We start from the raw sequence: 15525 nt of genomic DNA, 5'->3' as shown, positions 1-15525 counted from the left end.
CATTGAGCGGCTTTTGTTCCATCGGGATCACATATTAAAAGCTATAACGGGCACCAATTGTGTAACGAGGTCCGTATTGACGAGCAAATAAGAATTGCTCTTCGTAACGACCGTAGCCACGCTCAGTTTCGTTATTAAGGTTTATACCTTCAAAGAAAACAGTCATGTTTTCGTTGATGTCGTAGTTAACACTTAAGTCCCATTGACCGTAAGTATCGCCAAACTGTGGCGGAGCATCAGACGAGCCTTGCGCTTGACCAACACCAATTAAGTAAGAGTCACGCCATGCGTAGGTTACTTTTACTGATAAGCCGTCTTTATCGTAAAAAGCTTGGAAGTTAGCTGAATCACTTAAACCTGATAATGGAGCTTGTTGAGTCAAACTTGCTACATCAAATTCAACATCACCATCAACAAACGTAGCATTAACCCCTAAACCAAAGCCACTTTCACCAAATAAGTGTTGAACAGCAAGTTCAAAGCCATCAACTGATTTACTATCAGTATTTTGTGGCTGAGAAATATTCCATACCATCAGTGGATCTGCACTCGTTGGCTCAATGGCACCATCCGCATTACCATAACCTAATGCCAGCATTTCATTGAACACAGCGTCACTCGTTGCCTGCTCGCCACGTGCTTCTACAGATGCAACAGCTTCAAGGTAACGAGGACCATTTAAGATATCGTATAAACCTTCAATGGTTGTTTCAGTGATTTGCGTTTGAATAAAGTTATCTACGTCTTTTTTGAAGTAACCAACCGACGCGTAGCTACCTTCACCGTAGTAGTACTCAAGTGATAAATCGAGGTTAGTTGATTCAAATGGCAACAGATTAGTATTGCCTTGGCTACCTGTACGCGAACCTGGTTTCGGGCTACCCGTCAAGCTTCGGCCACCAGCCAAATTACCCAGCGGCGCACGTGCCATGGTTTTACCCCATGAAACACGACCAACTAGCTCGTCTGTAATTTCAACTTTTACGTCGATATTTGGTAACCAGATATCATAATTACCTTCTTCTTGGTAAAAGTTATCTGTACCGCCAGTTTCATACTGCATGATCCACTCAGATGCACTCACCCAGTTAACTTGACTTTCAACACGTTGACGAACCGTACTGGTCACATCAGTTTCTTCATAACGAAGACCTGCGTTGATTTGAACAAAGTAATCAGATAATTCAAATTCCCATAAGCTATTCACATAGAAGCTTTGTGTCTTCTCTTCTACGTAGCTTTCACTGTCGATACCATCAAAGAATGGGTCAATTGAATATTGATTGTCGCCCAATAAATCTTCATTTAAATAGGCAAGCTGACGAGCTAACGCTTCTTCAAAGCTATAGGTGTAATAGTAATTTGGCTCAAGGGCACTACCACCACCGGCAAACTGATCTAGCATGTCGCCAGTATCATTATAAGTGAACATGCCATCAGGGAAGATTTCGGTGAATGATGGATTAAAACCAGGGCCGCCACGTAAGCCACTCCATGCAGTAAAACCACCCATAGTTTGCTTAGTATTGGCTGCACCGAATTTCACTTTAACTAGTGGAATTTCAAAGCTTTCATTGAACCAGGTTGCATGAAGCTGAGCTTGCTCAACATTAGACTCACCTGGCGAGTAAATAAACTGACTAAAGTTCGAATCTATTTCACTTGGATCTAGCACTGTTGAGCCATTGTTCCAATTAACGTAGGCATGTGGAACCTCACCAGTGCGATAGTCATATACTTTGCTCTGTAACTGGTCAGAGCCAAGAATAATTTGACCATCAGAACCTAAGCCATCATCTGCGCCGTTATCTGTTTCGTTTTTTGAATCATGATAATCGAACTCAACTTCCCACTGGTCATTGATTTGCCATTCTAGGTTTAAACCAATTGAACGTGCTTTAACTTCTGTAGTGGCGCGGCTTGCTGTAAATGAACCATCATTACCACTTATATCGGCATAAAGCGCTGTACCATTTTCATCAAGCTCATAACTATTGATGTTACTGCCAAACTCATTCCAAATACCCCAACCTGCAGTTTCAACACCGGTGATTGCACGACTTGCTGTGTAATCAACCGTTGCAGTAAAGCTTTCAATTGGCGAGTACTGCAAAGTTACTTGGCCATTAGTACGCTCACGTTCAACATCAGCAATACTGTAGTTCATGTCTTTCGGGAAGAAATGATTACCGACACGGTTGCCTTCGCTATCTACTGCACGTGGGTCAATGTAGTCACCTTCATCAAGGGTTGGTAAATCAACATTTGCTTGCCAACCTTGAATATTGGCACTTTGCTGTTGAAAATCACGTTCTTGATGAGAGAATGATGCCGCAAAACCAAATGTATCATCAGCATAGGTATTGCTGTACATCGCTGAAAACTCTGGCGTTACATCATCACCCGCTTCATTTGACGAGTCATGAATAGCTTTAATAGACGAGCTAAACTTTTCGCCTGGGCTATTTAATGGGCGAGTTGTAATAATATTTACAGTAGCGCCTAGACCACCACTTGGTACATCAGCTTGACCTGATTTTGCAACTTCAAGTGCACTTACACCATCAGCGGCAATATTCTCAAGGGCATAAGAACGAGTATAACCCGTGCCTGGCATTTGACGGCCATTCAGCATTACTAGGTTAAACTCAGGGCCAAAACCACGTACCGTAATTTCACTACCTTCGCCGTTTGAACGGCTCACTGATACACCGGTAATACGCTGTAATGATTCAGCTAAGTTAGTATCTGGGAACTTACCCATCTCTTCTGCTGAAATCGCATCTACAACACCTGTTGCATCACGTTTCATATCCATGGCGCGAATCATACTGCCACGAATACCTTTAATTTCGATAACTTCAATATCGTTATCAGCTTTCTCTTGCTCATCCTGTGCATAGGCAGACATAGTGCCTAGCCCTGCGGTTAAAATCATCGCAACTGACGCTGCAAGAGGTGTTTTAATAAATTTTGTGCTTTTCATGATATACCTGCTTTTGCAATATGTTGTCATGGATACTGGGTGCTGTAATCAGCACCCATCACTTGTTGCCAATGTTAATTACGGGTTTGCAATAACTGCATTATCAATACGGTAAACCGCACCTTCACCCATCCCCCATGACGGGAACACCATAACAACGTCGATTGCACTAATATCAAGACCTGCACTTAGTAAGTCAGCAAGTGTATAAGTATAGGTTTGCCACTCACCAACCACCGGCTCGACACCTTCTTGACTTGCACTTAATGCAAGCTCCACAGCTTGACCTGCATCGTTTGATTCAATTTTGAATAACCACTGAGCATCTTGGTCGCTGGCGTTTGAAACAATCTTCATTTCAAAACGAACCACACCTTCAGATAATAAGTGCGATGCATCAAAGCTCACGCCATCATCAGCTAAAAAGCCCATTACCGTAGCGGTAGAACCAATTTGAAATTCTGCCACAGAGCCATGAGTTTCATCGTCAGTTTCGACTGTTGGCGTGCTACCAGCACAACAATCCCAAATGCTCCACTGATCTGCCACGTTTTCGGCAAACAGCGTCAGCTCTGATGCTGCCGATTCTTGCTCTGGTGCATAAATGCGAGCATTGTCGACACGGTAAACTGCACCTTCACCTTGACCCCATGCAGGGAAAATCATGATTACATCAATAGCACTTACATCTAAACCTGCGTTTAATAAAGTACTGATTGGGAACGTGTATGTTTGCCATTCACCAGCAACAGGGTCAACACCTTCTGAGCTTGTGTTAAGGTTAACTTCTACTGCTGTTGCACCTTCATTAGACTCAACTTTTAATAGCCAAGGCGCATCTGGTGTTGATGATAAAGAGGTGATCTTCATCTCAAACTGCAGCATGCCATCATCAACCAATGCTGATGCATCAAACTGCGTACCACTACCACCTGATGAAGTACGGTTAATAAAGCCCATTACCGTAGGAGTTGCACCAATAGAGAACTCTGCAGTAACACCATGTTCTTCGTCGTCGACTACTTCAACAGGTGTTGAACCACCACAACAATCCCATAGCGGCCAATCAAGATTAGTTTCATCAGTGAATAAAGTTAATGAAGGTAATGTTGTTGTGCCGCCATTGGTAATTTCAACATTATCAACACGGTAAACAGCACCCTCACCTTGACCCCATGCAGGGAAAATCATGATTACATCAATTAGCGATACATTTAAACCTGCGTCAGCTAATGTTTGCAGTGGGAAGGTATATGTTTGCCATTCACCAGCAACTGGGCTAACACCTTCAGTACTATCACTTAGGTTGAGCTCAACGGCTGTCGCGCCTTCATCACTTTCGATTTTAAATAACCAAGGTGCATCTGGTGTAGCGGGCAGCGAAGTCACTTGCATATCAAAAGTTACATAGCCGTCTTCTAACATTGCACTTGCATCATAAGGTGACGCTTCACCGTTTTCATCGGTAATAAAGGCATCACGGCTAATAAAGCCATTTACTGTAGGCTCTGCACCCACACTAAATTCAACTACATTACCACGGTCTGCATCTTCAACTAACCCTGGCGTTGTGCCACCACAACAGTCCCATGCAGGCCAGTTAGGGTTAAAGCTGCTATCAAAGATAGTAAGCGGTGTTACAGTGCCATCACTTGGTGGTGTTGGAGCAGGAGCTGCGCCTTGCACAAGTGCATCTTCTAAATTGTCATAACCTGGGCGAACTGTTTCACAGCCTTTACCTGTGTCTGGGTCTTGAGCACATTCATAAACACGTACATAGTCAACTTCAAAAGTTTGACCATTTTCGAATGCAGTTGCATCAATACCAAGAGCATTAACATTTTCAGGCCAATCACCGCCAACAGCAAAGTTTAAGATTAAATAAAACTCTTGGTTATATGGCGCTGCATCCCAGAAAGTTGTTAACTCACCAGTTGTTTGATCAAAGTACTCTGTGTACCAACCCTTATGTTTAAGAGCCAGTGCCTCACCGTCAGCGTTATAAAGTAATTCTGACTGGCGCTGTGTTGCATATAAATAGTCATCTACGTACCAACGAATTTCACCCTCTTGCCATTCAATAGCATAAGTATGGAAATCATCAGCAGGATTAGAATCTTGCGCGAAGGTATAGGCTTTGCCACTACTATCATTATTTGGCCATGCTTGACCATAATGTAATGTGCCGTAGATATTTGACTCTAGACCATCATCATTTTCGACTTTTAGGTTCACCGACTCAACAATGTCGATTTCACCAGAACGAGGCCATTCACCGTATACTTCGTCGGTTGGCATCATCCAAAACGCAGGCCAAGAGCCTTGCCCACTAGGTAGCTTTGCGCGTACTTCAAAGCGACCATATTTAAAATCAGCTTTATAGCGAGTATTGATACGTGCAGATGTATATGGTTTTGCTGCACCCTCTTCTGCAGGTAATGCAACAATATTAAGAATACCGTCTGCAACGAAAGCGTTTTCTTCACTGTCGGTATAACATTGTTTTTCGTTATTACCGCCACCCGCACAGTCTATTTCGAAATTCCATTTGTTGTCATCAATGGCATCGCCGTCAAAGTTATCTTCCCAAACCATCACCCAATCTGAAACTGGTTCAGTTGGATCGACAGTGTCTATTTTTGTATCTGTGGCAGAGCCACCGCAGCCAGCTAAAGTCGCTACAGAAAGCGCCATTGCTAGTTGTGTTAAGTGTGTTTTGAATTTGTTCATTGCATTGAACCCTAACATTATGTGTTTGTTAGTACTCAACTGATATATATAGAGTATAGTTTTAATCAGTCAATTGTAAGCGCTTACATTGGAGGTCAAATAAAAAGCCCTTTTAATGTAAGCGCTTTCATTAGAGTATGACACGGTTACTAAAACGTCAATAAAATATTAACATTTACTGCGAAATTGTTTTTAGTCTAAGTGATTAACAAGGCAATACGTGAACAAAAAATGAGGAAGTACCCTCACAGCAAGACAAATTCACTAATAACAACTTTATTAATTGAAAAAGTCTCGCTGTAAAAATATTTGCTGCGTTCAGTCTTCGGTAATGATGATTTCAACAGAACTTGACTGCGCCTGTTGATAGTACAAGCTACTAGCAAGCACACGGGCAGCGGTTTTGTATGTTTCACTTATTTGAGCCGCGTTGTCTTTGGCAATTAAGTCGCCCTGCTCTGAGCTTTCTCGAATTTCAATAGCCAGCGGAATATTAGCAAGCACAGGCACGCCATGACGATGTGCTAATGTCACAGCGCCATCTTTACCAAATACATGATTGGGCTCACCACAATGTCCACACAAGAAATAACTCATGTTTTCAATTAAACCAAGCACAGGCACGTTCACTTTATTGAACATAGCAATGCCCTTTTGTGCATCGGCTAAGGCCAAATCTTGAGGCGTGGTAATGATCACAGCGCCACTTGCTGGTACTTTTTGGCTCATGGTCAATTGAATGTCACCGGTGCCTGGAGGCATATCAACAATTAGGTAATCAAGCTCACCCCAAGCCGTTTCGTTCATTAATTGATTAAGTGCACCTGATGCCATTGGTCCGCGCCAAACGGTTGCATCATCGCTAGGTACTAAAAAGCCGATCGATTGCGCCTTGAGGTTATGCGCTTCAAAAGGAAGTAAATTTTTATTATCTGCTGTTTTCGGCTCAGCACCTTGTAGGCCAAGAAGCAGCGGAATAGAAGGACCATAAATATCGGCATCTAGAATACCCACTTGGGCACCCTCTTGTTCTAAAGCCGAGGCAAGATTCACCGCCGTAGTTGACTTTCCTACGCCGCCCTTACCTGAAGCAACGAGCACAATATGTTTAATTTGCTTAAAACTATATGTGCTAGGTAATTTCACTTTAGCGCTAATTGACACAGGCACTGATAGTTTATCAGCGACAAATTTTTCAATCTCGTTGATTTCGCCACAGCCAGCAAAAGGTAGGCTAAGTTTTACCTGCCAGCTTTTATCGCTGTTTTGATTAAGCTCTTCGAGCCAGTCTTGCTCAATGCCAATGGCAAATGCGCTACTACGGTAGGCGGCTAAGGCAGCAATGATAGGTGCTTTTTCAGCCGATTTACTTGAGAATAGTTTTGACAGTCCAAACATAGCAATAAATTAGCGTTTCTTTGATGAAAAGTGCTGCGGAATTATGTAACATTCATGGCATTAAAACCAGACAATTAGATAATATCATTGCTTTAGGTTGTATATAAGCAACTCACAATGAATTAAATAATGATATTCGAGCATATTTGCATCGAACTAATCTCAATTCGGAATGATTATGGCACAGCGAAAGATCCTGATTACTAGCGCATTACCTTATGCCAATGGCCCGACTCACTTAGGTCATTTACTAGAATATATCCAAACTGATATTTGGGCGCGTTTCCAAAAACAACAAGGTCATGAAACCTACTACGTTTGCGCGGATGATGCTCACGGCACACCAATTATGCTTAATGCGCAAAAGCAAGGGATCACGCCAGAAGAGATGGTTAAAAACGTGAGTGTTGAACGTCAACGTGACTTTGCTGATTTCAATATTGAGTTTGATAACTATCACAGCACGCACAGTGAAGAAAACCGCTATTTCAGCGAGCTAATCTACAACCGTTTAAATGAAGCGGGTCACATTAAAAAGCACACTATTTCTCAACTTTTCGACCCAGAGAAAGGTATCTTCTTACCAGATCGCTTTGTAACAGGTACTTGCCCAACGTGTAAGTCTGAAGATCAAAACGGTGACAGCTGTGATTCTTGCGGTGCAACTTACAGCCCAACTGAGCTTATCAACCCACGCTCTGTTATGTCGGGTGCTGAGCCAATCTTAAAAGATTCTGAGCATTACTTCTTCGACCTACCTGCTTTTGAAGACATGCTTAAAGAGTGGTTACACTCAGGTACGATTCAACAAGAAATGGCGAACAAGCTTGATGAATGGTTTGCAGATGGCCTACAGCAGTGGGATATCAGCCGTGACGCACCTTACTTTGGTTTTGAAATCCCTGGTGCACCGGGTAAATATTTCTACGTGTGGCTCGATGCACCAATCGGCTACATGGCAAGCTTTAAAAACCTGTGTGATAAAAAAGGGATTGATTTTGATGCATTCTGGAGCGAAGACTCAGATGCAGAGCTTTACCACTTCATTGGTAAAGATATCATCTATTTCCACAGCTTATTCTGGCCTGCAATGTTAGATGGCGCAAAATTCAGAAAGCCAACAAATGTATTTGCCCACGGTTTTGTAACTGTGAATGGCGCGAAGATGTCTAAATCAAAAGGCACTTTTGTTAAGGCACGTACTTACCTTGATAACCTAGATCCTGAATATCTTCGTTATTACTACGCAGCAAAACTAAACAACGGCATCACTGACCTTGATTTAAACCTTGAAGACTTTGCACTACGTGTAAACTCAGACTTAGTAGGTAAAGTGGTTAATATCGCAAGTCGTTGTGCAAGCTTCATCACCAAGAAGTTTGACGGCAAGCTTAGCGACACCGTAATGGACGAAGCGCTATTAGGTGAGTTCCAAGCAGCTGCTGCAAGCATCGCAAACCACTATGAAAACCGTGATTACAGCCGTGCAATTCGTGAAATCATGGCTCTTGCTGATAAAGCAAACCAATTTATCGACGCTAAAGCGCCTTGGGTATTGATTAAAGACGAAACAAAACAACAAGAAACACACGATGTTTGTTCACTTGGCTTAAATATGTTCCGTGTACTTATCACCTACTTAAAACCTGTTCTTCCAGGTATGGCTGCAAACGTTGAAGCTTTCTTAAACGACGATTTAACATGGCAAGGCGCGCAAACTGCGCTTGTTGGTCACGCAATTAATAAGTTCAAACCGCTAATGCAGCGTGTTGAAATGGATAAAGTAAATAAAATGATTGAAGAATCAAAAGAAAGCCTAGTTGCTGAAAAAGACAAGATTGATCCAAACAGCCCACTAGCAAAAGAGCCAATCAGCCCAGAAATCGAATTTGATGATTTTGCGAAAGTTGATTTACGTGTAGCAAAAATTGCTAAAGCAGAACACGTTGAAGGCGCAGATAAGTTATTAAAACTAACTTTAGATTTAGGTGGCGAAACACGCCAAGTATTCGCAGGCATTAAATCTGCGTATGCACCAGAAGACATTGAAGGCAAGCTAACGGTAATGGTAGCGAACCTTAAGCCTCGTAAGATGCGTTTCGGTATGTCTGAAGGCATGGTATTAGCTGCAGGCCCTGGCGGTAAAGAAATTTATATTCTTAATCCAGATGAAGGCTCAGAGCCTGGCATGCGTGTAATGTAATTACACAATTGCTAGTTAATATAAAGAACCGTTGTGTTTCAGACACAACGGTTTTTTGTATTTAATGAATGCTTTAGATTAATGTTGTTAGCTTATGAGCTTGGGCATGCAGGATACTCAGTCAGTACTTGAGTAATTATTTGCCCAAACTGCTGGTGTTGTTGTTCGGTAATCGCAAAAGCAGCATTGTAAGCTAGGGTATCTGCAAGCTCACCTGTTATAACTTCATAAAAAGTCATCGCGGTCAGTAAGTGCCCTGCATCTGAAGCATGATTTCCATCTGCACTGTAAAAATTAAGCTCCGGTAATGCGGCGATTGCTTTGTCCCAAACTAAGCCGATTGGTGCTACACAGCTTGCCTCTTTTTCGCTAATCGACAAATGCAATTGATAGACAAGCTCCCCTTCTTTGCTGTCACCTTGCTGTGGATGCTCTGGAAACAAAATAGGTGTAATTTCCAGCTCTTTTGCACTGGCAATTAATCGCTCAGCCTCACTTGTAGAATAATTCACAGAGCCAGACTGAGAATACTTTTGACCTTGAAAAATAGCATGGCTCCAATTGGCTTGCTGTAGCTTTTCAATATTGCCCGAAGTGTTCACTATTTCATCTAAAAAACGACCACTGACGGTAAGAGTTGAAACTTTAGCGTTGGTTAACTCACTGGAAATAAGCTGTTCAAGAAAATCCCCTAATCTAGCACTATGGCTATTGCCATAAATAATAATTTTATAGTCAGCACTGCCACTGTTATCGACAAGCTGAGCACCTGTATCTGGTGTTGAGCTGTTAGTGTCATCAACTTTTGTAGATTCGTTTTTTGAGCTCGAACCACATGCAACTAGGCTAATCAAAAAGACGAGTAACAAATAATATCGAATTAATCTAGTAAACTTATCATTTATCATACTTTACCTTTTGGCTTATTATTTTTATGTCGTTAATATTGAAACACAAAATTATAAATTGCCAATTTTTGTACGATTTTTATCTAGGGTGCTAAGTACAAATCATGTAAAACTCGCTCTTTTCGAGGTAAGTAATAATCATCATAATCAAGTGACACTATGACTCTTTTAGCTTTGCCTAATAACTCACTGCGGGGCACTAGCCCAATCACTCGCGAGTCTGCACTATTATCACGGTTATCGCCCATCGCTAGATACATATCTTTGGGAATAACGACAGGTGCAAAATGCTGCATCACCGAGGGCGTTTTTGATACCTGAATAGCGTGCTGAACACCTGCAAGGTTTTCAATGAGTATCTGCTGCTCTTGCTTATCATCAGTTAATGCGTAATCAAGTGCTTTACCGTTAATGATCAATTTATTATCTACTAATGTCACTGTATCGCCCGGCACGCCAATAACACGCTTTATTAAGCGATTATTTGCAGCCTTAGAATCAAATACAATGATATCACCGGCTTTTGGCTCATCTGTGCGCATTAGCGAAATATGACTAAATGGCACACGCAGATCATAAGCCATTTTATCCGTTAAAATTCGATCCCCTTCAACGATGGTCGGGTTCATTGAACCTGTTGGCACTTCATACCAATCAGCCACCGCACTTCTAAAAACACTCATCAAGCAGATAAATAAAATCAAAGAGCGGTTATTTTTCCATACTTTCAAAAGCCAGTTCATATTCGTTCCTTATTTGTTGTTTGTTTTCATAAGAGCCTGTGCGGTACAAATTAGTTCTCAACTAAATGTAACGAAATACGTCAATGATAAAAATACCATACATAATGTTAAAAATATTTGACACCACACTTAATGAGTAGTTTACTTAACACCAAGTCAAATATTTTTTACATTGGATGATATAAAATGAGCTACAAAGAAATGACAATTTGGGGCACCTTGGTGGTAACCATAGGCCTTTTAAGCTATTACCTGTTAGGTATTAATTCACTACAAGCCGCGGGGGCTCTGAGCCAAGAGACCATGGTATCTTATTTGTATAAGGTTGTTGTAGTAGCGGTGATCTTAGAGATCATTATGCAATCTGTGCTTGCGGGTATTAAACACAAAGAAGCAGACTTAGGAGATGATGAGCGCGATAAGCTCATCGAGCTAAAAAGCACCAAACTTGGTCATTGGTTTTGCTCTGCAATTATCTTAATGTGTGTATTTTTAACAACGCAAATTGAGCGTGTGTCTGGACGTATGCTGTTACCTGAGGTCTCTGATCTATATAATATTATGCACTTTCTTATTATTGGTTTTTTAGTGAGTGAAATTATTACTATTGCTAGCAAAGCGTATTTATATCGAAGAGACAGCTAAATGACAAAACAGCTCAGTAATACCATTCGAGAACTTCGATTTCATCACAATGAAATGACTCAGCAAGCATTAGCAGAGGCTGTTGGTGTTTCAAGGCAAACTATAGTAGCGATTGAAAAAGGTAAATATTCCCCCTCTCTTGAGGTGGCTTTTAAGATTGCACAGTTATTTGATAAGAAACTAGACGACGTGTTTTCGTATCAATAATACCAACAAAAAAGGTTAGCCAAATAGCTAACCTTTTTTCAATTCGAATCATTAAATTTTATGACTGCTGATTTTTGAACTGCGCTTTGGCTTGTTCAACTTCATCATCACTGATGCCAACTGATTCAGCCGCTTCTTTAATAAGGTGTGGCTGCGTCATCACTAATGCCATCAATTGTTGAAGCTTTTCTGGTGGAATACCTAACTGTTGGACCAGACCCATTGCCATCATTGGGTTTTCCATAAACGCTTGAAACAGCTCACGCACTTTCTCGTCACTTACATTGTGCTCTTTGAGCATTGCAATAATAGGGTTCATATTAACCTTTACTTTTAACTACTAATAAAACCAATAATATGGGCAAATTGATGTTATTCAACTAACATCACCACTTTTCCCGAATTTTCGTTGTTATCTAAAATACGGTGCGCCTCATTCGCTTCTTGCCAATTTAAGGTTTTATAGATATTGCAATCGAACAGGCCGTTGGCCAAGTCATCATAAAAACGCAAAATAAACTGCTCTTTTAAATCACGTTTAAACTCAATTGAACGGTTACGCAAGGTTGATGCATGAAAGGAAATACGTTTGCTAAGCAGCCTTGCAAAGTCAACCTCAGCAAAGCGGGCATCTAAAAACGCTAACATTACAATTTGGCAATCCATTGCTGCAACGGCAGCATTTTTATTTAAATAGCTTCCTGAGACAGGATCAACAATGGTATTTGCCTGTAAATTATTGGCTTTGAAATACTCTACAAAGTCGGTGGTTTTATAATTAATGGTGTGGTCTGCACCAAGCTGTTTGGCATGCTCACACTTTTCATCGCTGCCTGCGGTTATCACTACTTGAGCACCCGCGCGTTTTGCCATTTGAATTGCCGCCCCTCCGACACCACTAGCTCCCGCATGGATCAGTGCCGTTTGCCCCGCTTTGAGCTGACCAAATTGAAATAAGGCAGAGAAAGCCGTTAAGTATACTTCACTGATAGCAGCGCCCTCTGCCATTGTCATTTCATCTGGTAACGGCATCACTTGCGCAGCATCAACGGCAACATACTCGCTGTAAGCACCGCCCGCACACAAGGCAAAAACGCGTTTATTAAGCCAATCTCCCGATACTGCACTGCCTTGCTCAACAATGGTACCGGCGCATTCTAACCCTAGAATTTCACTGTCACCTTTGGGCGCAGGATATTTGCCCTGTCGCTGTAAACAATCTGCCCGATTAACGCCGATTGCTGCAACAGCAATAAGAACTTCGTTATCTTTTAGGGCTGGTTTATCTGTTTGCGCAAAATGTAACTCTGAGTCTTCGTGCTTAATATAACGCATATCACCTTCTATTTAATTCGTTGCCAGATCTCAGCTTCGACTAATTTGCCATTTTCATACAAGGTGTGGTGCCACAAGTCACCTTCTATTTTGTAATCAAATGACATGGTCTTACCAAGTAGTGAAGGTACATTACCATAGGAAAAAGTTTCGATAAATTGCTGGTCTTGCAAAACATATTTGCCGCCACCAGCATAATGAAAGTTGCCTTGCTTTTGGGTGATATAGCTAAAATGACTGGGTGTAATCAGTTTAACAGAGGTAATTTCTGGCGCTTTTGCCGTCACATAGCCGTCATTGGTTGCATATTTGCCTTCAACAAATTGCCAGCTACCTAATAACGGATTGGCGCTTACCATAGACGAAATAAATAAACTCGATAATAACAGTGTGTTTTTCATAGTGCGTTCCTTAGCAATTTTTTCAATAGCATACGCTAACACTATGTTCCTATTAAACAGTTATAGGTTGAGATTTTTTCATTTGAGCTCTCATCGACGAAAAGCGCCAAGACTGCTTATAAGGATAAACATCAAGCAATTGCCCATCGTTTATGGCAGTTTGTAATTGCTGCCACATCGTGGCAGTGAAAATATCTTGATGTGCAGCATTGAAGTGATCAAACGCTCGCTTATTAGCGCTAAAAAATACTTTAAACTGGCTCGGAAATACGTCGTTTTCGGCAATATCAAAGTAGCTTTCGCTACTGAGTTCATCCAATGAGTCATCGGTTTTTGGCAGTTCTCTAAATTGACACTCTGTCATCGGGCAAATTTCATCGTAATCGTAGAACACCACTCTTCCCCAACGAGTTACACCAAAGTTTTTCATCAGCATATCACCGGGGAAAATATTAGCCCCCGCAAGCTCTTTTATCGCTTTACCGTAATCAACCATTACTTGCTGCAGTTTTCGCTCATCACAGTCGTTGATGTATAAATTAAGCGGCGTCATTTTTCGCTCTACATAAACATGGCGCAAAATAAGTGCATTCCCCGAGATCACTAAGCTATCGCCAATTTGCTGCTGCATTGTTTGTATAAGCTCATCACTAAATCGGCTTAAATCAAACGCTAAATAACGAAATTCGTGGGTATCAACTAGCCGTCCTACTCGGTCGGCTTGTTTAACAAAGTCGTACTTAGCCATTACTTGTTGTTTGGTGGCCGTTTTTGGCGCACTAAATTTATCCTTTATTACCTTATACACATAATCTGAGCCTGGGGTGGTAAATACCAGCATCACCATGCCCGGCGTACCCGGCGCAAGTGTGTATTTATCGTCAACGGGGCTATTACGGGTGGTATCAACTTTATAACGATAAAACTCGGTTTTCGCGTGTTTGATAAAGCCTATGGCATTAAACAGCTCAAAACGTTGCTTATGAGGCATTAAAACACTGAGGTAATCAACATATCGGGCGGGTTGGTCAGTGTCGACCATAAAATAAGTACGCGCAAAGCCAAACAACAAGCTGAGTTGATCAGCTCCCATCATCACAGCATCAATGTGAAGACCTTTTTCACTGTTTAATAGCGCAATCGCAAATGGCATGTTATCGCCATTTTTAGCAATACAGCGGCCTATGATGTAACACGCCTTATTTCTGAAAAACAATGAATTAGCGTATTCAATATAACCGTCGTTGAGTGCAAGCAGCTCATAAACTTGTGGGCACTGCTGTTTCGCTCCAGCAATCAAGGTGCGCTGTAACATGGCAACATCATTAGTAAAATCAGCGTATTGTGACCGAAACACATGGCGCTTTATCAAGCCACTAATCGCACTTTCAAAGCCATTTTGCAGGGAAATACGGCTTACCAGTGAATCAAAGGGTCTTGGCCCCAGTTGATATCGTGCTTTTAGTACAAACAAGTGCACATTGCGAATTTTTCGTGAGTCCCAAATTGCACCGAAGGTTGAGTTAAAAAACGTATGAGCAATGGGCTGGTTTTCATGGCTTTGCACCATTTCTGCGTATATTTTTTTGGCTAATAACCAAAGCGCTGGGTCGTCTACTTCGCTATAAGCAATAATTTTTACCGCTTGGCTTACCTTTTTGACTTGCCCTTCGTAAACTTGCAATCGCGATTTCATAGCCCCTTGAACTTGATGCCACTGGCGCTGTTCAAAACGACTTTGTGCACCTAGGGTAATATTTAAAAACTCTGCAAACATAGCCTCAAAGCCAGCATACACCGCACGGGCAAGCTTAGTCGCTACGACCTGATTTAACTGTTCGCTGTGTGATTTAACAGCCAAATGTGAACTTTGCTGTGGCATTATTTTTATCGCTTATGCTGATTATTTTAGTCGCCTTGTTTACACACAATAGCAAGCGCGCTTTAATTTAGGTAATTAATAAAGATA

General features: G+C 41.6%; 12 protein-coding genes. 3 read left to right on the top strand and 9 right to left on the bottom strand.

Translation table 11 applies throughout. From position 1 onward, the window contains the following. Positions 1-34: 34 nt before the first annotated feature. The 3 genes from EXT43_RS02550 to apbC form a co-directional block, all read right to left on the bottom strand. Positions 35-2986 (bottom strand): TonB-dependent receptor, encoded by a 2952-nt coding sequence (locus EXT43_RS02550; RefSeq protein ID WP_130166273.1) that lies wholly within the window; start codon positions 2984-2986, stop codon positions 35-37. Between the two features lie 78 nt (positions 2987-3064). Then, positions 3065-5716: a glycoside hydrolase family 16 protein gene (locus EXT43_RS02545; protein WP_062565368.1), complete on the bottom strand. Its 2652-nt coding sequence runs from the start codon at positions 5714-5716 to the stop codon at positions 3065-3067. Between the two features lie 318 nt (positions 5717-6034). Then, a complete protein-coding gene (gene apbC, locus EXT43_RS02540) occupies positions 6035-7114 on the bottom strand; it encodes an iron-sulfur cluster carrier protein ApbC (protein ID WP_063530005.1) in 1080 nt (359 codons plus the stop codon). A 178-nt stretch (positions 7115-7292) separates the two neighbouring features. On the opposite strand from apbC, the gene metG reads away from it, so the two are divergent. Then, the gene (gene metG, locus EXT43_RS02535) at positions 7293-9317 is read left to right on the top strand and encodes a methionine--tRNA ligase (protein WP_130166272.1); all 2025 of its coding nucleotides are present in this window, start codon (positions 7293-7295) and stop codon (positions 9315-9317) included. A 92-nt stretch (positions 9318-9409) separates the two neighbouring features. Here metG and EXT43_RS02530 read toward each other — a convergent pair whose 3' ends face one another. Continuing rightward, positions 9410-10225, bottom strand: a complete 816-nt coding sequence (locus EXT43_RS02530) for a hypothetical protein (RefSeq protein WP_130166271.1) — start codon at positions 10223-10225, stop codon at positions 9410-9412. A gap of 83 nt (positions 10226-10308) precedes the next feature. Beyond that, positions 10309-10968 carry a signal peptidase I gene (gene lepB / locus EXT43_RS02525; RefSeq protein ID WP_130166270.1) on the bottom strand — a complete coding sequence of 220 codons (660 nt, stop codon included), beginning with the start codon at positions 10966-10968 and terminating at the stop codon, positions 10309-10311. Positions 10969-11154: 186 nt separating this feature from the next. Here lepB and EXT43_RS02520 point away from each other — a divergent pair, with 186 nt between their 5' ends. Then, on the top strand, positions 11155-11613 hold the full coding sequence (locus tag EXT43_RS02520) for a hypothetical protein (protein ID WP_062565141.1): 459 nt from the start codon (positions 11155-11157) through the stop codon (positions 11611-11613). After that, positions 11614-11820 carry a helix-turn-helix transcriptional regulator gene (locus EXT43_RS02515; RefSeq protein ID WP_054552938.1) on the top strand — a complete coding sequence of 69 codons (207 nt, stop codon included), beginning with the start codon at positions 11614-11616 and terminating at the stop codon, positions 11818-11820. It abuts the gene before it with no gap. Between the two features lie 58 nt (positions 11821-11878). Here the strand turns inward: EXT43_RS02515 and EXT43_RS02510 are convergent, their stop codons facing one another. Genes EXT43_RS02510 through aceK form a run of 4 tightly spaced genes read right to left on the bottom strand, consistent with a single transcriptional unit; the run spans position 11879 to position 15438 of the window. Continuing rightward, positions 11879-12139, bottom strand: coding sequence for a DUF2999 family protein (locus tag EXT43_RS02510; RefSeq protein ID WP_054561248.1), 261 nt, complete (start codon positions 12137-12139; stop codon positions 11879-11881). Positions 12140-12192: 53 nt separating this feature from the next. Beyond that, positions 12193-13155 carry a zinc-binding dehydrogenase gene (locus EXT43_RS02505; RefSeq protein ID WP_062565139.1) on the bottom strand — a complete coding sequence of 321 codons (963 nt, stop codon included), beginning with the start codon at positions 13153-13155 and terminating at the stop codon, positions 12193-12195. 8 nt (positions 13156-13163) lie between these two features. Then, on the bottom strand, positions 13164-13556 hold the full coding sequence (locus EXT43_RS02500) for a hypothetical protein (RefSeq protein ID WP_063529268.1): 393 nt from the start codon (positions 13554-13556) through the stop codon (positions 13164-13166). Between the two features lie 52 nt (positions 13557-13608). Beyond that, positions 13609-15438, bottom strand: a complete 1830-nt coding sequence (aceK, locus tag EXT43_RS02495; RefSeq protein WP_062565138.1) for a bifunctional isocitrate dehydrogenase kinase/phosphatase — start codon at positions 15436-15438, stop codon at positions 13609-13611. Positions 15439-15525: the final 87 nt, after the last annotated feature.

Source organism: Pseudoalteromonas sp. CO109Y (assembly GCF_004208935.1).
Taxonomy (GTDB): domain Bacteria; phylum Pseudomonadota; class Gammaproteobacteria; order Enterobacterales; family Alteromonadaceae; genus Pseudoalteromonas; species Pseudoalteromonas shioyasakiensis.
This window is presented reverse-complemented; position numbering and strand designations above follow the sequence as displayed.